The sequence below is a fragment of the Rhizobium sp. 05L419 genome, assembly GCF_056397845.1.
In genome coordinates this window covers 28,299-52,251 of record NZ_JBFTOF010000027.1, presented here as the reverse complement: position 1 = coordinate 52,251, position 23,953 = coordinate 28,299, and the positions used below count along the sequence as shown (strand labels likewise).

The 23,953-nt window shown below is 61.6% G+C and carries 24 protein-coding genes and 1 pseudogene; 16 read left to right on the top strand and 9 right to left on the bottom strand.

The annotated features are described in order from the left end of the window. Position 1: 1 nt before the first annotated feature. The 11 genes from AC1DMK_RS25740 (at position 2) to AC1DMK_RS25690 (ending at position 11,130) form a co-directional block, all read left to right on the top strand. Positions 2–847 (top strand): ABC transporter permease, encoded by an 846-nt coding sequence (locus AC1DMK_RS25740; protein WP_037063144.1) that lies wholly within the window; start codon positions 2–4, stop codon positions 845–847. Continuing rightward, positions 844–1,590 carry an SDR family NAD(P)-dependent oxidoreductase gene (locus tag AC1DMK_RS25735; protein ID WP_477863119.1) on the top strand — a complete coding sequence of 249 codons (747 nt, stop codon included), beginning with the start codon at positions 844–846 and terminating at the stop codon, positions 1,588–1,590. The genes AC1DMK_RS25740 and AC1DMK_RS25735 overlap by 4 nt, the downstream gene beginning before the upstream one ends. An 11-nt stretch (positions 1,591–1,601) precedes the next feature. Then, the gene (locus AC1DMK_RS25730) at positions 1,602–2,369 is read left to right on the top strand and encodes an SDR family oxidoreductase (protein WP_037063140.1); all 768 of its coding nucleotides are present in this window, start codon (positions 1,602–1,604) and stop codon (positions 2,367–2,369) included. A gap of 110 nt (positions 2,370–2,479) precedes the next feature. Then, on the top strand, positions 2,480–3,712 hold the full coding sequence (locus AC1DMK_RS25725) for an ABC transporter substrate-binding protein (protein ID WP_477863117.1): 1,233 nt from the start codon (positions 2,480–2,482) through the stop codon (positions 3,710–3,712). A gap of 113 nt (positions 3,713–3,825) precedes the next feature. Then, positions 3,826–4,935, top strand: a complete 1,110-nt coding sequence (locus AC1DMK_RS25720) for an ABC transporter ATP-binding protein (protein ID WP_037063137.1) — start codon at positions 3,826–3,828, stop codon at positions 4,933–4,935. A gap of 39 nt (positions 4,936–4,974) precedes the next feature. Then, positions 4,975–5,856 carry a polysaccharide deacetylase family protein gene (locus tag AC1DMK_RS25715; RefSeq protein ID WP_037063135.1) on the top strand — a complete coding sequence of 294 codons (882 nt, stop codon included), beginning with the start codon at positions 4,975–4,977 and terminating at the stop codon, positions 5,854–5,856. A gap of 70 nt (positions 5,857–5,926) precedes the next feature. After that, a complete protein-coding gene (locus AC1DMK_RS25710) occupies positions 5,927–6,262 on the top strand; it encodes a hypothetical protein (protein ID WP_477863114.1) in 336 nt (111 codons plus the stop codon). Then, entirely contained in the window at positions 6,252–7,322 is a 1,071-nt protein-coding gene (locus AC1DMK_RS25705; RefSeq protein WP_477863112.1) for a CobW family GTP-binding protein, read from the top strand. The genes AC1DMK_RS25710 and AC1DMK_RS25705 overlap by 11 nt, the downstream gene beginning before the upstream one ends. Next, complete coding sequence (locus AC1DMK_RS25700; protein ID WP_477863110.1) at positions 7,322–8,542, top strand: ABC transporter substrate-binding protein; 1,221 nt, start codon at positions 7,322–7,324, stop codon at positions 8,540–8,542. The genes AC1DMK_RS25705 and AC1DMK_RS25700 overlap by 1 nt, the downstream gene beginning before the upstream one ends. An 11-nt stretch (positions 8,543–8,553) precedes the next feature. After that, positions 8,554–9,915 (top strand): amidase, encoded by a 1,362-nt coding sequence (locus AC1DMK_RS25695; RefSeq protein ID WP_037063127.1) that lies wholly within the window; start codon positions 8,554–8,556, stop codon positions 9,913–9,915. Between the two features lie 492 nt (positions 9,916–10,407). Continuing rightward, positions 10,408–11,130, top strand: a complete 723-nt coding sequence (locus AC1DMK_RS25690; protein ID WP_477863108.1) for a type IV toxin-antitoxin system AbiEi family antitoxin domain-containing protein — start codon at positions 10,408–10,410, stop codon at positions 11,128–11,130. A 24-nt stretch (positions 11,131–11,154) separates the two neighbouring features. On the opposite strand, the gene AC1DMK_RS25685 is transcribed toward AC1DMK_RS25690, so the two are convergent. Continuing rightward, the gene (locus AC1DMK_RS25685) at positions 11,155–11,802 is read right to left on the bottom strand and encodes a TetR/AcrR family transcriptional regulator C-terminal domain-containing protein (protein ID WP_477863106.1); all 648 of its coding nucleotides are present in this window, start codon (positions 11,800–11,802) and stop codon (positions 11,155–11,157) included. An 87-nt stretch (positions 11,803–11,889) separates the two neighbouring features. Between AC1DMK_RS25685 and tet(30) the strand changes: the two genes are divergently transcribed. Beyond that, positions 11,890–13,074: a tetracycline efflux MFS transporter Tet(30) gene (gene tet(30) / locus AC1DMK_RS25680; RefSeq protein ID WP_477863104.1), complete on the top strand. Its 1,185-nt coding sequence runs from the start codon at positions 11,890–11,892 to the stop codon at positions 13,072–13,074. A 131-nt stretch (positions 13,075–13,205) separates the two neighbouring features. On the opposite strand, the gene AC1DMK_RS25675 is transcribed toward tet(30), so the two are convergent. The 8 genes and pseudogenes from AC1DMK_RS25675 to AC1DMK_RS25640 all read right to left on the bottom strand — a co-directional run bounded on the left by AC1DMK_RS25675 (position 13,206) and on the right by AC1DMK_RS25640 (position 20,920). Beyond that, the gene (locus tag AC1DMK_RS25675) at positions 13,206–13,589 is read right to left on the bottom strand and encodes a hypothetical protein (protein WP_477863154.1); all 384 of its coding nucleotides are present in this window, start codon (positions 13,587–13,589) and stop codon (positions 13,206–13,208) included. 78 nt (positions 13,590–13,667) lie between these two features. Next, a pseudogene (locus AC1DMK_RS25670) lies at positions 13,668–14,315 on the bottom strand (molybdopterin-dependent oxidoreductase); the annotation flags it as partial. 209 nt (positions 14,316–14,524) lie between these two features. Continuing rightward, entirely contained in the window at positions 14,525–15,196 is a 672-nt protein-coding gene (locus tag AC1DMK_RS25665) for a DUF938 domain-containing protein (protein WP_477863102.1), read from the bottom strand. A 364-nt stretch (positions 15,197–15,560) separates the two neighbouring features. Next, a complete protein-coding gene (locus AC1DMK_RS25660) occupies positions 15,561–16,475 on the bottom strand; it encodes an SMP-30/gluconolactonase/LRE family protein (RefSeq protein ID WP_037063121.1) in 915 nt (304 codons plus the stop codon). Between the two features lie 14 nt (positions 16,476–16,489). Then, positions 16,490–17,440, bottom strand: coding sequence for an ABC transporter permease (locus AC1DMK_RS25655; RefSeq protein ID WP_477863100.1), 951 nt, complete (start codon positions 17,438–17,440; stop codon positions 16,490–16,492). Beyond that, positions 17,437–18,384 carry an ABC transporter permease gene (locus AC1DMK_RS25650; RefSeq protein WP_477863098.1) on the bottom strand — a complete coding sequence of 316 codons (948 nt, stop codon included), beginning with the start codon at positions 18,382–18,384 and terminating at the stop codon, positions 17,437–17,439. The genes AC1DMK_RS25655 and AC1DMK_RS25650 overlap by 4 nt, the downstream gene beginning before the upstream one ends. Beyond that, positions 18,381–19,832 (bottom strand): sugar ABC transporter ATP-binding protein, encoded by a 1,452-nt coding sequence (locus AC1DMK_RS25645; RefSeq protein ID WP_477863096.1) that lies wholly within the window; start codon positions 19,830–19,832, stop codon positions 18,381–18,383. Before AC1DMK_RS25645 ends, AC1DMK_RS25650 begins: the two co-directional genes overlap by 4 nt. Positions 19,833–19,903: 71 nt before the next feature. Further along, on the bottom strand, positions 19,904–20,920 hold the full coding sequence (locus AC1DMK_RS25640) for an ABC transporter substrate-binding protein (RefSeq protein ID WP_037063117.1): 1,017 nt from the start codon (positions 20,918–20,920) through the stop codon (positions 19,904–19,906). Between the two features lie 280 nt (positions 20,921–21,200). Between AC1DMK_RS25640 and AC1DMK_RS25635 the strand changes: the two genes are divergently transcribed. The 4 genes from AC1DMK_RS25635 to AC1DMK_RS25620 all read left to right on the top strand — a co-directional run bounded on the left by AC1DMK_RS25635 (position 21,201) and on the right by AC1DMK_RS25620 (position 23,935). After that, complete coding sequence (locus AC1DMK_RS25635) at positions 21,201–22,439, top strand: sensor histidine kinase (protein WP_037063114.1); 1,239 nt, start codon at positions 21,201–21,203, stop codon at positions 22,437–22,439. A 13-nt stretch (positions 22,440–22,452) separates the two neighbouring features. Then, entirely contained in the window at positions 22,453–23,175 is a 723-nt protein-coding gene (locus AC1DMK_RS25630) for a response regulator transcription factor (RefSeq protein ID WP_008536437.1), read from the top strand. A gap of 287 nt (positions 23,176–23,462) precedes the next feature. Beyond that, positions 23,463–23,657: a LuxR family transcriptional regulator gene (locus tag AC1DMK_RS25625; protein ID WP_037063110.1), complete on the top strand. Its 195-nt coding sequence runs from the start codon at positions 23,463–23,465 to the stop codon at positions 23,655–23,657. After that, positions 23,654–23,935: a hypothetical protein gene (locus AC1DMK_RS25620; protein WP_477863092.1), complete on the top strand. Its 282-nt coding sequence runs from the start codon at positions 23,654–23,656 to the stop codon at positions 23,933–23,935. The genes AC1DMK_RS25625 and AC1DMK_RS25620 overlap by 4 nt, the downstream gene beginning before the upstream one ends. The last annotated feature ends 18 nt before the right edge of the window (positions 23,936–23,953 follow it).

Below are 23,953 nucleotides of genomic sequence, written 5' to 3'. Positions count from 1 at the left end.
CATGAACGCATCCGGCATCAAATTCGGTCTTGGCACCTATACTGCGCTCTTTCTCGTCTTCCTCTACGGTCCTCTCGTGGTTCTGGCGATCCTGTCGTTCCAGACGGGACCGGAGGGCGGGCCACAGTTTCCGATCGTCGAGTGGTCGACCTACTGGTACAAGCATCTCTTCGGCCTGACACCGCCATCACGCATCTCGCCATTGCCGATCAACGAGGCGCTGTTTCGCTCGATGGCGCTGGCGGTGATGACGATGATCGTTTCGACGGTGCTTGGCGTTTCGGCAGCCCAGGCGTTCCGCCGCAAGTTCAAGGGCTCCGGCGTCGTCTTCTATCTGATCGTCCTTGGCATGATGGTGCCCGGCATTCTCGTCGGCCTCGGCATGGCGCTGGTCGCCAATTCGCTCGGGATCGACCGTCACTGGTGGGGCACGGCCTTCGTGCTGCATGTCGTTTATACCTTCCCCTTCGCGTTTCTGGTTATGCTTGCGATCTTCAACCGCTTCGATCCGAGCGTCGAGGAGGCGGCTTGGTCGCTCGGCGTCTCGCCGGCCCGCACCTTCCGCAAGATCACCTTTCCGCTGATCTTTCCGGGCGTGCTGTCGGCCATGCTGTTTGCCTTCACACTGTCTTACGACGAGTTCTCGCGCACGCTGTTTGCGTCCGGCCGTGACCTGACGCTGCCGCTCGCCATCTACGGCACCTTCTCGGTCGAAGTGCATCCGAACGTCTTTGCCTTCGGGGTGCTGACGACGCTGTTCTCCTTCGCATTGCTGGGCACCTATGCCGTGCTGATGACGCTGTCCGTGCGCCGTGCCAAGCAGATGGCGATCCAGGAGGAAGCATGATGGTGGAGGAAATGCGCTCTGCGATCGTCACCGGTGCCGGCTCCGGTATCGGCCGTGCGATCGCGCAAAAGCTCGCCGCTGATGGATATGCGGTGATGGTCAATGATCTTTCGCCGACACGGGCCGAGGCTGTGGCACGTGAAATCCAGGCTGCGAGCGGAACGGCGGCAGCAGTTGCGGGCGACGTGTCCTCCGAGGCTGATGCTGCCGCCATCCATGCGTCCGCTCTGGCCGCGCATGGCGAGACGCACCTGCTCGTCAACAACGCTGGAATTGCTCATCAGGCGCTGTTTGAAAATCTCGAGGTCAAGGATTTCGACCGGATGTTCGCAGTCCACGTGCGCGGCACGTTCCTGATGACCAAGGCGGTGCTGCCCGCAATGCTGAAACGGGGCGAGGGCGTGATCGTCAACGTCGCATCGCAGCTCGGCCAGATCGGCGGCATCGAGCTGACCCATTATTCCGGTGCCAAGGCTGCCATCATCGGCATGACCAAGGCGTTGGCCCGCGAGGTTTCCAAACGCGGCGTGCGTGTCAATGCGGTCGCGCCGGGTCCGATCAACACGCCGCTTGTCATGGAGCTTTCGGACCACTGGCGTGCGGCAAAGAAGGCCGACCTGCCGCTCGGCCGTTTCGGCGAGCCGGAGGAAGTTGCCGAGACTGTCGCCTTTCTGGCGTCGCCGGCCGCGAGCCTGTTCGTCGGCCAGACGCTTGGGCCGAATTCCGGCGATGTGATGCTGTGAGGGAAACGAGTATGACAGAACCACCAAAACGCATTTCCATCGTCACCGGCGCCGGGATCGGCATCGGGCAGGCGACGGCCAGAGCTCTTGCTGCGCGGGGCGACCACGTCGTTGTCACCGACATTCTCGAGCAAAAGGGAACGGAGACGGCGCAGGCCATCGTGGCCGCTGGCGGGTCTGCCGAATTCAAGCTCTATGATGTACGTTCGACCGAGGCGACGCAGGCTCTGGTTGCCGATATCGAAGCCCGCCATGGGGGCATTGACGTCATCGTCGCCAATGCCGGTATCGCGCACCGCACGCCGCTTTCCGATCTCACCGACGAGAAGTGGGACCTGACCTTCGACATCGACCTCAAGGGTATTTTCCGGCTGGTTCGGGCGGCGGCACCCGGCATGCGGGCGCGCAAATCCGGCAGCATTGTCGCGCTCTCCTCGATCATGGGCATTGCCTATGGATGGGACGAGCATGTGCATTATTCCGCCGCCAAGTCCGGCGTCATCGGCCTCGTGCGGGGTCTGGCCGTGGAACTGGCCCGCGACGGTGTGCGGGTGAACGGCATCGCACCTGGATATATCCGCACGGCGCAGCTGCTGTCGGAAGAAAATTCGCTGGGTCCGGCGGGCGCTGAAAAAGCCGCCGAATTCATCCCGATGGGGCGGCTCGGCACGCCCGAGGATATCGCGGATGTCATCGCATTTCTGGCGTCGAACGACGCGAGATACATGACCGGCCAGGTGCTGGTCGTGGATGGAGGCCTCCTCGTGGGGCGCTACTGAACCGTCAGGGCCGCACGGCGGGCGTTACCGCCGCCTGCGGCCTGCGGAGAATGAAGAATGGGCCGCGATCAGACGGGGTTCGGGGAACAACAATCAACTGGAGAAGAGACATGTCCAACATGGAAATCAATCGCCGCTCCCTTCTGAAGCGGTCCGCAGGCATGATGGCGCTCGCCATGGGCGGCGGCACGCACCTTCTGTCGTCTCGCGTAGCCTTTGCCCAGGCCGCCGATCTTGCCAGCCAGAGCCTGCGCACCATCGGTCTTTCGGTGACGGTTCAGGAGCGTATTCTGGAAGAGTTCAAGAAGGCATCCGGCGTGGGCAACACGTCCGGCACGGCAGCGACCTTCCCGGATGCGCAGACCAAGATCCTGTCCGGTTCGAAGGATTACGATTGCTGGGAAATCATCGCCGAGCGTCTGCCGTCGATCGTCATGACCGACAATGTCGAGGTCATCCCGGCGGCATCGCTGAAGAACTGGGCAAACATTCGCGACGTATTCACCAAGCCGAACGACAAGTGGGATGCCAAAGCGCAGATCACCGGCCAGATCTGGGCCGACGAGGCGCAGACCACGCTCAACATGGTGCCTGCGGTCTATAACTACGATTCGATCGGCTACAATCCCGATGTGGTCAGCGCCGAAGAAGCCAATACATGGGCTGCGATCTTCGATTCCAAGTGGAAGGGCAAGTCCGGCCTCAATACCGATCCGCTGATCGCCTTCGGTCAGGCCATCATGGCCATGAACACGCTGGGTCTCTCGGATGTGAAAAACCCGGGCAACGCGACGGCGGCGGAAATCGACGAGGCTGCGGCGTTTCTGATTTCCAAGAAAAAGGAAGGCCAGTTCCGCGCTCTCTGGGGCGATTTCGGCGAACTGGTCAACCTCATGGCATCGGGCGAAATGGTCGTCTGCGACGCCTGGCAGCCGGCTGTCATGGCTGTCAAGGCCCAGGGCAAGCCCTGCAAATACGCCGTGCCGAAGGAAGGCTATCGCGGCTGGGCCATCGGCCCGACCATGATCGCCGGTACGGCCAACCGGGAAGCCGTCATCGCCTATGCCGACTATTGGCTTTCCGGCGAACCGGGCATCGCCGTCTCCGAACAGGGTTATTACTCGCCATCGACCAACATCAAGGATGTGATGGCGCCGGAAAAATATGCCTTCTGGTACGAGGGCAAGCCGTGGGCTGGCGCCGAAGAGCGCGGCATCAAGGAAGGCGATCTGCGCGATGGCGGATCGCTCGAAGAGCGCGCGGCCAACGTCGCCTACTGGCATCAGTGGCCGGATGAATACGACCATCTCATTCAGAAATGGGACGAATTCCTGAGCGCATAAGCTCTTCTCCTCCTCTTCCGGTCGTGGGGAGGAGGGGCTGAACTGCACCGGCCCTTCCCGTCAGGGGAAGGGTCACAATCAGACACATCCTTATACTGTCCGGAGCGACACTCATGATCTACGACCTCGAACTCATCAATGTCGGCAAGGTTTACGACAACGGGACACCGGCGGTCATCGATTTCAACCTGTCCGTCACCAAGGGTGAGTTTATTGCGTTTCTGGGACCATCCGGCTGCGGCAAGACGACGACGCTGCGGATGATCGCCGGCTTTGAGGGCATTTCCTCCGGCGACATGACGATCAAGGGCGTGCGGATGAACGACGTGTCGCCGCAGGGGCGGCCGACCTCGATGATCTTTCAGAGCTACGCCCTGTTTCCGCATATGACCGTCCGCCGCAATGTCGGCTATGGCCTGGAGGTCAAGGGTATGGCGAAAAGCGAGCGTGACGCCAAGGTCGATCGTATCCTCGCAACACTCGGGCTGGAGGATATTGCCGATCGCAAGCCGGACAAGTTGTCCGGCGGCCAGCGCCAGCGCATCGCGCTTGCGCGCGGCCTTGTTGTCGAACCGGATATTCTTCTGCTGGATGAGCCGCTGGGCGCGCTTGACGCCAATCTGCGCAAGGCGATCCAGAATGAGCTGAAACTGCTGCAGAAAACATTGGGCATCACGTTCATCTTCGTCACCCATGCCCAGTCTGAAGCGCTGGCATTGTCCGACCGCATCGTCGTCATGAACCAGGGCCGCATCGAGCAGATCAGCCCGCCGCACCAGCTCTATACCCGCCCGAACACGCCTTTCGTGGCGCAATTCATCGGCCGAAATACGATCTTTCAGGGCGAAGTGCAGGGCGCCCAAGGCGACAATATCGCAGTGTCCACGCCTGTGGGCATGCTGTCTGGGCGTGCCAATGGCGCCGTGCCCGGCAAGACGAAGGTCAATCTGGTCATACCCGCAGAGGCCATGGAGGTGCATGCGGCAGACGCCGGGCTGCGCGAGCGTCTCGTTAGCAATATCGGCGGTAATGTCGTCGATGCGCGAATAGAGAGGTTTGATGTGGTCGGTCACATCTCGCATCTGACGGCCAGCCTGCCGGATGGCCGCGCAGTCTCGCTCGAAGCGCATATCGACAAATATCAGCCGGAGGCCTTTCCGGTCGGGTCCGGCGTTCTTCTGTCGTGGAACCCGGCGCAAGCCACCGTCATTCCCGTTCACTGAGACGACATTTTCCAACAAGAAACTACAAGGAGACATACCATGTCGAAGGAAATCTTTTGCAGCTTCGGCGTCGACGTCGATGCAGTTGCAGGCTGGCTCGGCTCTTACGGTGGCGAGGATTCGCCGGACGATATTTCGCGCGGGCTTTTTGCCGGCGAGGTGGGCAGTCCACGCCTGCTGAAACTGTTCGACCGCTTCGGCATCAAGACGACCTGGTTCATACCCGGTCATTCGATCGAGACCTTTCCGGAGCAGATGCAGGCGGTGGCCGATGCCGGCCACGAGATCGGTATTCACGGCTATACCCATGAGAACCCGATCGCGATGACGCGCGAGCAGGAAACCGAAATTCTCGACAAGTGCATCGATCTCGTCACCAAGCTTTCCGGCAAGCGGCCGACCGGCTACGTGGCGCCGTGGTGGGAGTTTTCCAACGTCACCAATGAATTGCTTCTTGAGCGCGGCATCAAGTACGACCACTCGCTGATGCATAACGACTTCACGCCCTACTATGTGCGGGTCGGCGACAGCTGGACCAAGATCGATTATTCGAAGAAGCCGTCCGACTGGATGGTGCCGCTGAAACGCGGACAGGAAACCGACCTGATCGAAATTCCCGCTTCCTGGTATCTCGACGACTTGCCACCGATGATGTTCATCAAGAAGGCGCCGAACAGCCACGGCTTCGTCAATCCGCATGATATCGAGCAGATGTGGCGCGACCAGTTCGATTGGGTCTACCGCGAAATGGACTATGCCGTCTTCCCGATTACCATCCACCCGGACGTGGCGGGCCGGCCGCAGGTGCTGATGATGCTGGAACGGTTGTTTGCCCATATGAGCAAGCATCCGGGCGTGAAGTTCGTGACCATGAATGAAATCGCCGACGACTTTGCCAAGCGCTTTCCGCGCAAGAAGTAGGATCAAGACCCCTCCCAACCCTCCACCTTGTGGGTGGGTTGGGAGGGGTTTCTAAGTTCGGAGATAAAGCATGTGCTCGCTGTGCGGGATTCTTGGAGGCAATGAACATTGGGCCGATGCCGTGGCGCGGCCCGGCGTTTTCACGCGCAATGTCGAGCGGATCGACCGGCGGCGCGAGCGTGCCAACCGGGTGCGGGTGGCAAACCGGGTGCTGGCGGGTTTCGGCATGACGCTGTCGGACTGGCAGGGGGCATCCTTCGTGCTGTCGACGCGTACCGGTAAAAGCGAGATCATCGAAGATCTCGGTCATCTCTGGCCGGCTGCCGAGCGGCTTTCAGGCCGAATCTGCGATCCGCTGAATATCGATATCATCGAGCGGATGGAGGCGGCGCGCGATGGCGAATAGCCCGGCCTTTACTCCTGTCAACCTGCTCACCGGCTTTCTCGGCTCGGGCAAGACGACGCTGCTGAAGCGGCTGCTGACCGACCCGGCGCTGGCAGAGACGGCCGTGCTCATCAACGAGTTCGGCGAAGTCGGCCTCGATCATTATCTGCTTGAGCGGATCGACGAGACGATGGTGTTGCTGCAATCGGGATGCCTCTGCTGCACGGTTCGCGGTGAACTGGCCGATGCGCTGCGCGACCTGCATTCCAGGCGCGAGCGTGGACTCATTCCGAATTTCAAGCGCGTGGTGATCGAAAGCACCGGCCTTGCCGATCCCTTTCCCGTGCTGTCGACGCTGAAGGCCGACCCGGTGCTGCGGCATCACTTCCGGCCGGGCAACGTCATCGCGACGGTCGATGCCGTGAACGGCATGCGCCAGCTCGATACCTATATCGAATCCAACCGGCAGGCGGCGATTGCCGACCGGCTGGTGCTGACCAAGACGGACATTGCCGACGAAGCCGGGTTGACCTTTCTTCTGGAGCGGTTGCGCAGGATCAACCCCGATGCCGCGCTGCTATCGACGGCGGATGAGGCGCTCGATATTGTGGGCCTGTTCGACGAGACGCAGGAGACGCGGGGCAGTCTTGCCCAGTCGCCGAGCGGATTTTATTGCGAAACGCCAGCCATGCTGGAGACCCCCGATGGCGGCACGCATCAGGCGGCCGTCACCTCTTTCGTCATGAGCGCCGAGGGTGCTATCGACTGGACGGCCTTCGGCGTCTGGCTGACGATGCTGCTCAACCGGCACGGCGAACGGGTGTTGCGCGTGAAGGGCATCCTCAATCTGGAAGGCGAGGCACGACCAGTTGCTATTCATGGTGTCCAGCATCTGGTCCACCCGCCCACCCACATGGATGCCTGGCCATCGGATGATCGACGGTCGCATATCGTCTTTATTGTTGACGGACTCGATGCCAGTCTGCTGAAACGATCTTTCGAGACCTTCACCCTCGCACGACCGGTGCCGTCCATCACGGATGGCGCGCAGGCAGCACGACAGGACGTCCAGACCTCTTGATGAACAAGCATCAGACAGCATCGCAGTCACCTGCCACGCCTGCACTCCATCTCGAAGGCAGGCCGAAACTGCGCGTACTCGGCACTGCGATTTCCCTGCTGGAGGAACTGCGCCTGCAGGCCGAGCAGGATCTCGGAATCGACGTCACCTTCGACAATAACGACTTCCTCACGACGCAGCACAAGGCAGCGCAGGAGCCTGGAAGCTACGACATTTACGACCAGTGTTTCCACAATCTGGATATCGTCTGGTACTGGCGCGCCGTGCAGCCGATCAGCACCGAGCGGATCAAGCTGTGGTCCGAGATCAACGATCTCACCAAGACCGGGCATATCGGGCCCAACGCGCGGCTGGGGCAGGGCGATGTGCCGGCCAAGAAGCTGTTCGTCCAGTCCAACCTTGCGCTCGGCGATACGCCATCGCCGCGCATTTCGATGTTGCCGACGACGCACAATTTCGACAGTTTCGCCTACCGTACTGACGTGGTGAAGCATACCGTCGAGATGAACTCCTGGGCCTCGCTGCTGAACGAGAAATGGGCGGGCCGCGTCTCCTTGGTCGATGAGCCGGCCATCGGCATTTTCGATGCGGCGCTGGCCGCGCAGGCCGCCGGGCTGATGTCGTTCAACAATATCGGCAATATGACGGTGGCCGAAATCGATCGGCTGATCGATCTGCTGGAAGCACGCAAGAAGGACGGTTTCTTCCGGGAGTTCTGGCGAACGGCAGAGGATGCCGCTCGGTTGATGGTCGATGGTGAAACCGATGTACAGAGCATGTGGTCGACGGGGATTAACATTCTGAACGGGCAGGGTATTCCGGTCGAGCAGGCGGTCCCTGTCGAGGGCTATCGTGCCTGGCATGGCGGTCTGTGCCTGTCGAAAGATCTGAGCGGCCGCATGCTCGACGTCGCCTACGAGTATCTCAACTGGTGGATTTCGGGATGGCCCGGCTCAGTCGTTGCCCGTCAAGGCTATTACATCTCGACGCCGCAGCGTTCCCGGCAGTTCATGACACCGGCAGAGTGGGATTACTGGTACGAAGGCTTGCCGGCTGCGACCGACCTTCCGGGACCGGATGGATCGGTGCGGATCAGCAAGGGACGCGTCAGGGCTGGCGGTTCCTACTGGCAAAGAGCCAACTGCATTGCCGTGTGGAACACGACAATGGATGAACACAATTATCTGGTTCGCCGCTGGATGCAGCTCGTCGGACGATAGAAGAGGGAACGATGGCCCAGAGCAATCGTGGAAAAACCGTCGCCCAGCTTTCCGTGCTGATCCAGAGCGGCGCGCTCGATCCTGTCGCGCTGACCGAGGAAACATTCGCCACCATTCGCTCCAGTGATGATCAGTCGATCTTTGTCAGCCTGCTGGAAGAGCGGGCTCTGCTGGAGGCATCGGCGTCCTCGAAGCGGATCAGGGAGGGCCGCTCGCTTGGCCGGCTCGATGGTATTCCCGTTGCCTGGAAGGACCTCTTCGATATCGAGGGCATTGCAACGACAGCCGGATCGGCAGTCTTGAAACAGTCTGTGCCAGCCACTCACGACGCCGATGTGGTCGCGGCTCTCGCCGGTGCCGGCATGGTCAGTATCGGCCGGGTCAATATGAGCGAATTTGCCTTTTCCGGTCTCGGCATCAACCCGCATTACGGAACGCCTGAAAATCCGGCCTCAACCGATGGCGCGCGGCTGCCCGGCGGGTCCTCGTCGGGCTCCGGCGTTGTTGTGGCCGCGGGGCTCGTGCCGGTTTCGATCGGGAGCGACACCGGTGGATCGGTGCGCATTCCGGCCGCCTTCAACGGTATTGTTGGCTACAAGGCTACGCGGGGCCGCTATTCCATGCGCGGTGTTTTTCCGCTGTCGAAAAGCCTCGATTCACTCGGCCCGCTTTGCCGCACCGTGCAGGATGCCGTGTGGATCGATGCGGCGATGCGTGGTCTTAGCGCGCCCGACGTTCGTCGCGGCTCGGTGGAAGGTCTGTCGCTGGTGATTCCCGAAACCATCGTGTTCGACGATGCGGAAGAGGGCGTCATCTCCGCCTTTGAAACGGCTTTGAAGCGCCTGGAAAAATCCGGAGCCAAAATTCGCCGGCAGGCCTTTCCGGCCTATGCTGGGATATTCGCGCTGATGGCAAAACATGGCCCGCTGGTAACGGCGGAAGCCTTTGCGACGCACGAGGAACGCCTGGCGGGGCCGCAGGCAGTGGGTATGGATCCCCGCGTGGTTACCCGCGCGCGCCTGGGTGAACAGATCACCTTGACGGGCTATATTGAGACGCTCGCCGCACGTGAGCGGCTGAAGGCGGAATTTGCCTCAAACATCGGACCGGGTGAACTGGTGGCGTCACCGACCTTGCCGCATGTGGCGCCCTTGACCGCACCGCTTTTGCGCGATGACGAACTCTTCGTGAAAACCAATGCCAAGACATTGCGCAACACGCTGATCGGCAACTTCCTCGACGGCTGCGGCGTCTCGATCCCCTGTGGCGCCGGCGATGCCAGCATGCCGGTCGGCCTGTTGCTCTCCGGATTGCCAAATGGTGACGAGCATCTGCTTTCGATCGCGCTGGCCACAGAAGAAACCATACGATAGCTCCAATCTGACTGTGCTATTCTTGCTGATTGCCGAAGCACTCGGTCTCGAGTGACTTCGCGCGGACTACCTCTAGCGTGATGCTCCGCGCTTGCGTGTATGCGGTTGGCACCTCAGAAAGGTCGCGTAGCGGACGAGCACCCTCTAGTTTCTGATGGTCTTCGCTGGCTGCCAGGTGCCTTCGGGTAGAAGAGGCGATGTCGTCTTGAACGTATGTGAGGCGTAGCGCTGCATGAATTTTCCAGACGCTTGTAGCAGATTTCGGCAGGGAGAGCCTTCGGTGCTGAGCCACAGGCGACAATCTGTCGCCGATCATATGCAAAACCCCTATATTTCTGTTTTGCGTATGATTGACGGATGCCTTCGCTGGATGATTACATCGAAAACAAACTGATGAGCGGGTACTCGACGTTTACCCGTGAAGATGCATTGGCGCAGCTCTCGCTGAAGCCTGAAGCCTGAAGCCTGAAGCCTGAAGCCTTTACCGCGGCTTTGACGCGACAAATCTCCAGGAAAAGATTAGCCAATCCGCGGCACGGATTCTATATCATCCTGCGGCCTGAAGATAGAACTGCCGGCGCTCCAGATCCTGCGCGCTGGATCGATCCCTTGATGAAATATCTCGGCACTGACTACCGCATATCCCTTCTGCGCGCGGCGGCCATGCATGGTTCTTCGCACCAGGCAGCAATGGTGTTTCAAGTTGTCGTGCCGCAGCAGTTCCGATCGATTATCATTGGGCGCCACCGGATCCAGTTCATCTATTTGGCGCCGAGTATCTTCAGCGCTACCAACCAAAAAGATTGGCTGACGTCCCTCAAGACGGACACTGGATACGCTCAAACTGCAGGTGTGGAGTTAACGCTCCTGGACTGTATCCGTTGTTTTAAGCGGGCTACGGGCATCAATTGTGTGGCCCAGATCGCGAAGGATATCGGCGACCGCGCGAATCCTAGGAAATTGGCATCAGTCGCGCAGCATTTCGAAAACACTTCGGTCCGACGACTCGGTTACCTGCTCGATTTGTCAAACCACAAAAAACAGGCCGAGGCGTTGCAATCATTTGCTCAGCGAAGCGACAAATATGCGCCGCTCGACCCGTCTGTAAGGCCGCTAATTGAGGGCCTTTCATTCTCCGAAGCAAGAGATGATCGGTGGCGTCTCAACATCAATGAAAACGTGGCGGCCTATAATGTGCTGCGGTGGACGCGGTAGTACGCTGGTCTGAGCGTTGCCGGGTTATCCTACCTGTTTCGCCCGCAATTTCTCCTGCATGCCGGCCAGCAGGTAACTTAGCCCGCTCTCGAACACGGCTTCAGTGTTGACCGTTCCAACCCTGTGGAAGGTCTCAAGGGCTTTTGCGAGCAGGGGGAACGGCGCCAGTTCCGCCACGAAGTCGGTATTGGGCGCGTTTTGGTCCATCTGTTCCCGTTCGCGCTCTCCTTGTTCTTCAAGAACATAACCGACCACATAGCGCGTGACGCAAATGGCGATCCCAAACGCCTCCTCTGCGGAAAATCCAGTATCGACATAGAGCTGCAAGACCTTTTCCGCATCGGCAAATTCGGCGACGGAAGGCCGTGTGCCTACGGTCAGCCGTGCGCCATCGCGCACGGTGAGCAGCGTCTTGCGAATGCTACGGGCATTGGCCAGCGTGAACGTCACCCAATCCTGTCCGGGTTTCGGCAGGCGATCGCTGTGATAGCGCAGCAGCATCTCGGAATTGATGGCGTCGAGCAATTCCGACTTGTTGCGGAAGTGCCAGTAGAGCGCCGGCTGCTGGACGCCCAGCCGCTCTGCAAGCCTGCGGGTGGACAGCTTGTCTATGCCCACCTCGTCCAGCAGCAGCAGGGCCTCATCGATAATGCGATCACGTCCGATAGCCATAATTAGAACACCTATTGACTTATCATCGATAAGGGAGCTTATCACCGATAAATTTATCACTGATAAAGCTTATCGGGACGTCCCAGCATGAACAAGGCCCTAATCGTTATTCTTTCAACCATTGCCCTGGATGCCATTGGCGCAGGCTTGATCTTTCCCATCCTGCCGGACCTGCTGGTCGAGGTGACAGGCGGCGGCGACATCGGATTGCTCTATGGGATCATGCTGGCGGTCTATGCCATCATGCAATTTGTCTTCTCGCCGGTCCTTGGTGCACTCAGTGATCGGTTTGGCCGGCGCCCGGTTTTGCTGTTCTCTTTGGCTGGCACCCTGCTCGATTACCTCGTCATGGCACTTTCCCCGCTCGGCTGGGTGCTCGTGGTGGGGCGGGCCATGGCGGGGATAAGCAGCGCCAATATGGCGGTGGCAAGCGCCTACATCACCGACATCACCCCAGCCGAGCAGCGTGCGCGGCGGTTTGGGACGGTTGGCGCCGTGATGAGCCTGGGCTTTATCATCGGTCCCGTCATCGGCGGCGTCATGGGCGCGTGGTGGCTCCGCTCGCCGTTTCTTGTGGCAGCCCTATTCAATGGCCTCAACCTGCTGATCGCGCTGTTTGTCCTGCCGGAAAGTCGAAAGGCTAGTCCGGGCAAGTTCGCGTTCAAGGAACTCAATCCGCTGGCGCCATTGGTGTGGCTTTGGAATTTCAAGCCGCTCCTACCACTTGTAGCCGTCTCTGTCGTATTCGGTCTGGTGGCAGCCATACCGGGAACAATCTGGGTGCTCTATGGCGCAGAACGGTTCGGATGGGATTCGGTGCATATGGGCCTGTCACTGTCGGCTTTCGGCATCAGCGGCGCCCTGGCGCAGGCCTTTCTCGTCGGACCGCTGTCGCGCCGCTTTGGTGACCTGGGCACGTTGATGATCGGCATTGCCTTCGACATGCTGGCATATGTGCTGATGGCCTTCGCCGACCAGAGCTGGATGGGTTACGCGGTAGCGCCTCTGTTTGCATTGGGCGGCGTTGCCATGCCGGCGCTGCAATCGCTGGTGACCAGCCGCGTGAGCGATGACCAGCAGGGCCAGTTGCAGGGTGTGCTGGCCAGCCTGATGAGCCTGGCAGGCATAGTGGGGCCGGTGCTGACCACTGCAGTGTTCTTTTCGACCAAAAGCATCTGGATCGGCACGATATGGCTGGTGGGTGCAGCACTTTATCTTCTCGCCTCGCCGCTTTTCGCAACGGTAAAGGCCCCGAAGGCCGTGGCAGCGTAGAGTCTCCAGACTGCAAAGCGCCCGCATAATGGTCATCGAGCCACTGGCCGCCGTTGCTGCAAAGCGGACATGACGCAGTGACAACGCGGGTCGCAGTTGCGCCAAGCCGCCATTCCGCCCCATGCGGGTGATTAGATCACGAATTCCTCGTCGTACGTCTGCGGCTCGGGAACGACCGTAACCTCCACCGGAACGATCCAATTGGCCGCGTAGCTCTCGCAGTCGGAACGCTGGAGGTCGGGCTGCACGCACCCCGCCCCATCGATCGCGCGACATCGCAGTTTATATCGCCCCACTTCTTCAGGGGTCCACATGTACTCCCACAAGCGCCATGCAAAGGGACGTTCTGTTTCGAGGAGCCTTCCCTCGCGCCAGCCCCTACCATCTCCGGTGCAGACCTGCACCTGCCGGATAACAGCCTCTCCGCTCCAGGCGGCTCCGAAAATCCGATACGGTTGGCAGGCGATGAGACGCGCCCCCTGCACGGGACGCGCGATCTGCGCTTTGACCTCCATCTCCGCGAGGGGGACCAGCCTGGGTTCCCCGAGGCTGCGCTCCCAACGGAAATAGTCGCGCGCCTGCCAGTAGCCAAGGAACGGTTGTTCCACAACCGTGATATGCGTGATCCACTTGACCCAAGCCATGCCGAACCAGCCACCCACGACCGCGCGTAGCGGGTAGCCGTGATCGCGCGTCAACGGCTCCTCGTTCATCGAATAGGCAAGGATCGTGCTGTCAGCGATGGCCTTCTCAAGCGGTAAGCTGCGCGCAAAAGCGATGGGGCCGGGAGAAGCCGTTTTCCTGTTCGTGTCGACGACGCCGCTGTCTGCGCCTACGAGCAGAACCTCACGTGCGGTCCGCTTAACGCCCGCCATTTCCAAAATCTCGCGCAGAAGAACACCTGTCCACGCGGCATTGCCGACGGCTCCGTTCTGCCACTACAACCCCTCCTTCGCTGGCACATAGTAGACGCGGCCGTTCCCTGCGCACTCGACGACGGCGGTGAAAGTCGTGCTCCGCATCGCCTTGATGCTGTCGAGGTCAAGTTCGATCGGCCGCTCCACCGCCCCGCCAACGCGCAATCTCCAGTCTCGCGCATCGAGGTCTGGCGAGGGGAAATGGTTTCGCACGAAGAACAGCTCGGTTGGGATCAGCCAATCGGAGAGCGACGCAAACGGAAACTCGGTGTTTTGTGGGGATTTCTGTCGAACTATTAGACTGGGTTGCTCTGGTGTCGGCATAGTCCTCGTCTCCCCTTCCAAGAGCACAACGTTGGCACTCGGTCGCGCGAATTCCGGTTCGATCACACGGCCCCTCGCTGTGCGTCTGTTGCGTTCCGCCTTCGGCCGCATTCTAGCACATAGCGCACGTTCCTCGGATCGACCTCGAACGGCAGCAAAGGGCCCGAATGCTGCTATAGGCCCACGTCGCTTTCGCGCCCGCTTGTCGTTCAGGCACTACCGCTGGAGAAGACCAGCAACATATTGTTGGTAGGCATCTCGATCGTCTCGCGGAGATTAAGTCCAGCGGCCTCACCCACTTGTTCAAGATCAGCGATATCACGCACACCCCAGGATGGGTTGCGCTCCTTTAGAGCCGCGTCGAAAGCAGCGTTCGAGGGGGCGTTGTGTGCCCCGTCGCGCATGAATGGGCCGTAGAGAAGAAGAAGCCCACCAGCGTGAAGCAAACGGCCAGCTCCTGCGAACAATCCTAAGCTTGCCGCCCATGGCGCGATGTGGATCATATTGATCGACACGATGGCGCCAAAATGCCCCGTTTGTTCGACGCCCCATTGTCCTGAGCACACATCAATATCCCGCGGTGCCAGCACATTCTTCAGCCCTGCAAATTTGATCCAGCTAGACGTGCTGGTGCGGGCGTCGACATCCGGATCGCTCGGCTGCCAGGTGAGGTTGGGCATTGCTCCCGCAAAACACACGGCGTGCTCGCCGGTCCCGCATCCAATCTCCAGCACGGCGCCACGTGTTGGAAGGACACGTTTTAGGACCGCGAGGATCGGCGCCGAATTTCGCGCAACGGAAGGTGAGAACATGCGCTGGTCGGCGCTTACGTCGCGCTGTTCCAGCGCAACAGCCGAACGGTCCTTCTTCTCTGGGGGCATTGGCCTTGAATCCCCTTTGGGCGATGTCTCCCACCTTATAGCTGAAATGATGGGACTGAAACCAAGGATTTCGGACTTACGAAGGGGGTCGTCGGCGCGTGCGTTCGTCCGAGGGCGACCGAACGTCCACTTCGCGTCAGATCACGCGCCCGCCAGGCTCAAGGTCTGCTTTCGAAAATCGGAGCCCGGAAGCCGACCGACGGGTTCCTGCATGAGAGGCTTTCGTACGCCTGACGGCACCCGAAACCCTTCACCAAATCGGTCATTGGCCGAGCCGATGAGCCGATGTCCGCCACTGGGAATTTGAGGCGGGGGCTTTGGTAACAACAGGGTCGTTGGTTCCGATCTCTTCAAGGCGACAACCTCACGGCACCTGCGCCCCACTCACCGCAACATAAACCGCATAAATCGACCGCGTCGCCGCAATAAACAGCCGGTTGCGTCTGGGCCCCCCGAAGGTGAGGTTGGCGACGGTTTGCGGTATACGGATCTTGCCGATCAGTTTGCCCGTCGGGTCGAAGCAATGGACGCCATCGCCGGCACTCGACCAGAGGTTCCCGTTCACGTCGGTGCGGATGCCGTCCGGAATGCCGGTGTCGATGAGGCAGAAGACGCGGCCGTTGGTGAGCCTGCTGCCGTCGATCACGTCGAAGGCGCGGATGTGGCGCGGCAGGCTTTCGTCATGGCTTGCCGCCGAATCCGCCACGTAGAGAATGGTCTCGTCGGGGGAGAAGGCGAGGCCGTTCGGCTGGGTGAAATCCTTGACAACGGCCGCGAGCGCGCCGGTCGCCGGGTCGAGCCGGTAGACGTTGCGGGTCGGCTGCTCCGGCACGGCGCGATAGCCTTCATAGTCCGACATGATGCCGTAGGTCGGATCGGTAAACCAGATCGTGCCGTCTGATTTCACCACCACGTCGTTCGGCGAATTGAGCCTGGCACCCTCGAAACGGTCGGCAAGCATGGTGATCGAGCCGTCGATCTCGGTGCGGGTGACTTGGCGCGTCCCATGTTCGCATGAGATCAGCCGGCCCTGCCGGTCGCGCGTGTGGCCGTTGGCGAAGTTGGAGGGTTGCCGGTAGACGGAGACGCCGCTCTCCGGCGTCCATCGCAGCATGCGCTGGTTGGGAATGTCGCTCCACACTAGCTGGTTGGCGTCGTTAAACCAGACAGGACCCTCCGCCCAGCGGCAGCCGGAGTAGAGTTCGTCGAGACCGGCGCTCGTGACGATCATCTGCCGGAAGCGCGGGTCGTGGATTTCGTAGATAGTGGCCTCGTCCATGGCGGTCTTCCCGTTTATCGCATGCCGGCCCGGCGGCCGCCGGCGAGCATGATGACGCTGATGATGATGAGGCCGGTCATGATGAGGCGGATGCCCGCGCCGACCCCGTAGGTATTGAGCATGGAGACGACCAGGAACATGAAGAGCGATGCGCCCCAGATGCCCGGCACATTGGAATCGCCGCCGGCGACTGCCGTGCCGCCGATCACGACGACAGCGATCGACATCAAGAGATATTCCGAGCCCATGTTGAGCGCCGCGCCGCCGGAGAAGCAGGCGAGCAGATAACCCGCGACCGATGCGAGCACGGCGCAGAAGAGATAGGTGACGAAACGCGTGCCGTCGACCGGAATGCCCGCCATGCGCGCCGCCGGCATGCTCTGGCCAATCGCCGAGATCCAGCGCCCGTAAATGGTTTTTTCGAGCAGGAACCAGGCGAGGAGCGAGATGAGGAGTGCGACGATCGCCACATTCGGCACGCCGAGCGTGTTCGACGTGGTGAATTCGGCCAGCAGGCTCGGCGGCTTGATGCGCAATCCCCGGTTCGTCCAGATCGCGGCGGACTGCACGATGAAGCTCATGGACAGCGTGGCGATGATCGGCGGAATGCGCAGCGCCTTGATGAGCGCATAATTGCCAAGGCCGACGACAAGGCCGATGACGATGGCAACGAGAAGACCGGGCAGGATCATGCCATTTTCGACATTCATCAGCTTCAGCGCCACGGTGCCGGCAAGCGTCATGGTGGCGGGAACCGAGAGATCGATGTTGCCGGGACCAAGGGTGATGACGAACATCTGTCCGAGGCCGACGACGACCGAGAAGGCGGCGAAGGTGAGGGCTGCCTGCGACAGGCCAAGCGTGCTCGCCCCGAGCGTCACCATGATCGTCAGGAACCAGACGATGAAGGCGGCAAGCCACGACCAGATCCAGGGTTTTCCGAAAAGTCGAAGCATCAGGGTCATCGGCGTTTCTCCCGCTTCTCAACGCGGTTCAGCATCAAACGGAGCGCCAGCACAATGATCAGGATTGCGCCCTGAGCCCCGATCTGCCAGTCCGGCGAGATGCGCAGGAAGGACAGGAACGAGCCGGCGAGCGTCAGCGTCAGCGCGCCGATGACGGCGCCGACAGGGGAGACGCGGCCGCCGATGAACTCGCCGCCGCCGAGGATGACGCCGGCAATCGACAGCAGCGTGTAGCGCAGCGCGATATTGGCATCGGCCGAGGTGGTCAGGCCGACGAGGGCGATACCGGCGAGCACCGCGAAAAAGCCGGCAAGTCCATAGGCGGTGGCGCGCGCCCCGACAATCGACCAGCCGGCGCGCTCGACCGAGCGCTGGTTGCCGCCGATGCCGCGGATCAGCACGCCGAGCGAGGAGCGCATGACGAGGAGATGGGCGACGATGGCGATGGTGATGCTGGCGACGATCGCCATCGGCGCCAACGGCGGCTTGACGGTCATCAGCCAGCGCACCCAGTCCGGCGCTTGGCCGCCCGGTGCGGGCAGCAGCAACACGGCAAGGCCGCCCCAGACGAAGCTCATGCCAAGAGTAACGACGATGGAGGGCAGATTGCGCAGATGGATGACGACGCCGAGCGCCGCATAGGTGGCGATCGCGCCGGCAAGGATCAGGATGCCGATCACCGGGGCATCCCGCAGAAAGGTCGCGGTGACGCAGGCGACGAAGCTGACGAAGGTGCCCATCGAGAGATCGAGATCGTTGACCGCCATCACCAGCATCTGGGCGATCGTCGCGAGCGCGATGGGCACAGCCAGATTGAACAGCAGGTTGAGCCCGACATAGCTCATGGCGCGCGGCTGCAGCCAGAAGACGGCGGCGAGCAGCAGCGTCAGCGACAAGGCGGGAATGGCAAGACGCAGGGCGTCGGACGACAGCCGGAACGTCATGCGGCGATCCCTTCGAAGGAGGCGGCGATGATACTCGTCTCGTTGACGGCGTCACCGGCGAGTTCGGCCGTGATGCGGCCTTCGCGGAAAACGTAGACGCGGTCGCAGAGGCGGACCTCGTCCATTTCGGTCGAGTACCAGATGAAGGTGCGGCCGTGCGCTGCTTCCTCGCGGATGATGGCGTAGACCTCCTGCTTGGTCCCGACGTCAACGCCGCGCATCGGATCGTCCATCAGCACAACAGGTGCGCGCGTCGCAAGGGCGCGGGCAAAGAGCACCTTCTGCTGGTTGCCGCCAGAAAGCGACAGGATGCGGTTGGTCATATCGGGCGTGCGGATCTCGATCCGCCGCTTCCAGTCGGCGCCTTTCGTCTCTTCCTCGTTTGCAAGGATGAGTCCGCGCCGGGACAGATCGCCAAGCGAGGCGATGGAGAAGTTGCGCAGGATGCTCCAAAGCTCGAAAACGCCGTTGAGGCGGCGGTCGCCGGCAACGAAGGTGACGAGCGGATCGCGCTCGGGCAGCCAGTTGCCGGACTGGGCGGCATGCAGGGCGAGCAGCAACTCGGTCTGCCCGTGGCCGGCCAGTCCCGCCAGTCCGATGATCTCACCCTTGCGCGCCGCGAAGGGCAGGCCCTTCGTCCGATGCGACAGAATGAGCGGCGCAGTGGATTGTTCGCGCGCCGAGCGCTGCCCCGTCTCTTCCTTGGCAACGGTGCCCATGGCTTCCACGAGCCCGTGATGGTCGAAGCCCTCCGCCGGACGTTCGGCGACGACACGGCCGTCCTTCATGACGACGATGCGGTCGGAGGTTTCGAGGATCTCGTGCAGGATATGCGAGATGAAGATGACGGAGCCGCCGGTGGCGATGAAGCGGCGGACATGGTCGAGCATCTGGCGGGCAAGACTGGCATCGAGCGACGAAGTGGGTTCGTCGAGGATCACCAGCCGCGGCGGGGTGCCGGCGTCGGAAAAAGCCATGGCGATCTCGACCATCTGCCGCTCGGCGATCGAAAGATCGCCCACAGCCCGGCCGCTGTCGATGCCATGGCTGGGAAAGACGGTGTCGAGGCTCTTCTCGATGATGTTTGCGGCGCGCCTGCGCCAGCCGAAGCCGCCGAGATCGCGATGCATGATGCGCGTGTTCTCGACGATGGAGAGGTTAGGGCAGAGCGAAAGCTCCTGGAAGACGCAGCGCACGCCGCGGGCACGCGCCGCGTTGATGCCATAGCGCTCCAGCCGTTCGCCGTCGCTCGCCACGCTTCCTTCATGCGGTGTGAGGCCGCCATTGATGACGCTGACGATCGTTGATTTGCCGGCGCCATTGTGGCCGACGAGCCCGACGCATTCGCCCGGCATGACCCGGAGCGTCGCGCCGTCGAGCGCCCTGACCGCGCCGAAGCTCACCTTGGCGCCATCGACGGCGATCACCGCCTTCAAAACCTCATCCATGCTGCCCGCCATGCCTGCTCGTAAAGGATGCCGCGCGGCCATTTGCGGCCGCGCGGCAGTCGCCGGGAGATTTACTTTGCCGACTCGATGACCTTGATTGCGTCTGCCTGCGTGTATTCCACGTTGGCGACGCCGCCGGCCTGGGTATTGGCGAGATTGGTTTCGAGATTGTCCTGGTCGATGCGCAGGAAGGGCACGACGAGGTCCTTCTTGACCTGCTTGCCGTCGAGGATCTGCTGGGCGACCCAGAAGGCGAGCGTGGAGACGCCGGGCGCGATGGACACGGACATGGTCTCATAGCCCTTGGCTTCCTTCTGCTCCTTCCACCACTTCAACTCGTCTTCGCGGTTGCCCATGATGATGGTCGGCATCTTCCGGTCGGTGGCGGCAATCGCCTGTGCGGCGCCATAACCGTCACCGCCCTGCGTCACCACGCCGGCGATATCGGGCAGGCTCGGCAGGATGCCGGCAACCGCCTTCTGCGCCACGTCCTGCGCCCAGTCCCCGTGAACCGAGCCGACGACCTTGAACTGCGGGAACTGCTTGACGCCGTCGTGGATACCCGCCGAGATCTCGTCATCGACGAAGACACCGGCAAGGCCTCGGATCTCGAGCAGGTTGCCGCCGGCCGGAAGTTTCTTCGACAGGTACTCGACCTCGCTGCGGCCCATTTCCTTGAAGTTGACGGCGATGCGCCAGGCGCAGGGTTCGGTCACGATGCCGTCGAAGGAAACGACGGTGATGCCGGCGTCGCAGGCTTCCTTGACCGCGCCGTTCAGCGCCGTCGGCGAGGCGGCGTTTAGCACGATCGCGTCATAGCCCTGCAGGATCATGTTCTGGATCTGCGCCGCCTGTTCCGTGGCCTGGTTCTCGGCGGTGGTGAAAGGATCGGCTGCGGCGACGACGCCGGCCTTCACGGCTTCGCCCGTCACCTTGCCCCAGCTCGTCAGCATGGCCTGGCGCCACGAGTTGCCGGCATAGTTGTTGGAAAGGGCGATTTTCTTCGCCGACGTGTCGGCAAAGGCGGAAACGGGCATCGCGGCGCAAGCAATAGCAGCCGATGCCAAAAGCATCTTTCGGATTGTCATATCTTCCTCCCTGATGATCGCGCCGGTCGGCGGATCGCTTCACTCCTGCCGGCTCAATCGAGCTCGAGTGAAAATTGTTCTTGCACTGAGCTTCCTCCTCTCAGTAAGGGCAGGATGCGGGAGATCGACCGGCCTGTACAGGGGCAAGGCAGCAAGTCGTTTGCGGGTTTTGCGCAACAAGCTGCGGGTTTACGCAAGACGGCGGTGCTTTCGCGGGCGCTTACTATGAAGAGATCGCGGCGGGTTGAGGAGCCTGCCGCCGCCTCGGGGAGGAACTACAATGCTGCATCTCGCACCCGCAGTCATGTTCGACCATTATCTCGGCATTTCCCGGCTGCTTGCGGGTCAGCTCGACTTCCGCTCGGCGATCCGCTCCGTCGCGGCCGAGGTCGCCCATATCATCCCGCACGACCATCTCGATGTCTGCGTACTGCTTGAGGGCGGCAACTACCACACGGCCTATGAGACTGGCATCGAGACCGCCTGGGGCGACCTTGCCGGCGCGCCTGTGGTCAACAGCCCCATCCGCTCGCTGCTCCGGGGCGAGGTGGACTTTCTGTTGGCGGACGACGCCATGACCGACCCGCGTTTCCACTTCGAGGGCGCGTTCAAGCGGCCGATCGTCGAACAGTCGCTGCGAAGTCGCCTGCATGTGCCGATGAAAGTGCAGGGCACGATCATCGCCGCACTCTCCTGTTCGTCGCAAACGGCCGGCGTCTATACGATGGAGGATATCGAACGCGCTCGCATCATTGCCGACCTGCTGACGCCCTATTTCTACGCACTGCAGGCGGCCGAGCAGGCGCAACGCTCGGCGATCGTCGAGGCCGAAGCCCGCGCCCGCGAGGAGGGCTTGCGGCAAGGCGCGCTGAAGCTGACCGAAGCGCTGGAGCAGGAACGCCAGCGGATCGGCATGGACCTGCACGACCAGACGCTCGCCGACCTGACCCGGCTCGCCCGCCGGATCGATCGGCTGTCGCGCAACGGCGAGGTGGCGCCCGAGGCGCTGGAGCCCGTCTCCCGTTCGCTGCAGCATTGCATGCAGGATCTGCGGCAGATCATCGAACAGGCAAAACCCTCCGTGCTCCAGCTCTTCGGCCTCGCCCAAGCGATCGAGCATCATCTCGACCGATCGACCCGCGACACCGGATCGGCCATCGAATGGGGCCTCGTCGACGAGACGCATGGGGCGCTGGAGCGACTGGAACCGACGGTCAGCGTCGCGCTGTTCCGGATCGCGCAGGAAGCGATCAACAATGCAGTGCGCCATGCCGCGCCGCTTGCCGTCACGGTTCGGCTCGAGGCTGAAGACGAGCGGCTGTCGATCGAAATCTCCGACGACGGCACCGGGCTCGCGAAGGCACGGGGACGGATCGGCGGCGGCATCGACAATATGAAGACCCGGGCGCGGCTGATTTCGGCGCGCTTCACGACCGGGCCAGGCCACAACAATCGCGGGACTGTGGTGCGCGTCGTGCTGCCGCTCGACCCGCACGACCCGGCGAGCGAGCCGAACTAAGGAGATGGGCGCAATGAAGGTTCTGATCGTCGAGGACGACCCACTGCACCGGTCCTATCTGCACGAGGCTGTTAACGCGGCCCTGCCGGAATGCGACACGGTGATCGAGGCGGAGAACGGAACCGTCGGCGAGAAGCTCGCCCGCGACCACAAGTCGGCGCATATCGTCATGGACCTGCAGATGGCGAACCGCAACGGCATCGAGGCGGCGCGCACCATCTGGAAGGAGCGGCCGGAGACCCGCATCCTGTTCTGGTCGAATTATTCGGACGAGGCCTATGTGCGCGGCGTCTCGCGGATCGTGCCGGATGGTGCGGCCTATGGCTATGTGCTGAAATCCGCCTCCGACGAGCGGCTGAAGCTTGCGCTGCGTTCGATCTTCATCGAGAGCCAGTGCGTCATCGACCGCGAGGTGCGGGGCCTGCAGCAAAAAAGCCTCGGTCAGACGAACGGCTTCACCGATTCCGAATACGAGATCCTCGTCGATATCGCGCTCGGCCTGACCGACCGGGCCATCGCCAAACGCCGGGGCCTGTCGCTGCGCAGCGTGCAGAACCGCCTGCAGCAGCTCTACGACAAACTCGATGTCTACCAGAGCGCCGGCGACGACCACGAGGACGGCCGGTTCAATCTCCGCGCCCGCGCCGTCACCGTCGCTTTCCTGCGCAAACTGCTGAACTACAGCGCCCTGGAGCGGGCCGAGGCGGAGCTGCAGGAATGGCTAGATGGAAAGTAGGTTCCGAGACACCACCGGAGATCGATCGAATGCCAGAGCCGGTGCCGACGCTAGAGATGAGGAGCAACAGCGGGGCAAGGATTATGCAATCTGTTATAACATAACATGCGAATGCTGAAGACGAGATTTTGAACTCCCAGCCTCCTCCCGGGGCACCTCGGCTGCCGTCGCACAGGTCTCGGCGGCAGCCACTTTTCTCGGGGGCATGGTTTCTACCGAGACTTCAATGCTGGCACCCGGCACCACACCTGCCGCCGACCGTGGCGCGACTGAGTGCGATTTTTGTCATGAAGGAATGGATACTCTCGCCACTTGAAAAGACCTGCCTTCGGTGGATTTCTCGAGGCCGGACCGTCGCCGAAATCGCTTTGCTGGAGGGCATGAGCATCGGCGATATCGAGACCTGCCTGCAAAGTGCGATGGTCGCGTCGGACGCAAAATCAATGGCGGAGGCACTTCAGAAAATGAACCTTTCCGATTGATCGGCAAGGTTCGCGCCGACGCTCTTGCCGCTGAAGAAGCGGTGGACCCGGAGTTGCTCGGCGTCGCGCTGACGATTCCGGCAATGACGGCACGGGAAACAGGTTTACACCACAGACGTCATCGCCCAACCCTTCAACCTGGTTTCGAAAACAGGGCTCATAGCCATCCGTATTTTATTCGGGTGGCCGCATCCCTGAGCCACCGCCCGGTCTGGGCGGCCGCGCTCTTTGCCGAGGGCACGGAGCCGGCCCGCGTCCGTCTCTGCCGATCCCGGTAACGATCGCTTGCCCAGCGG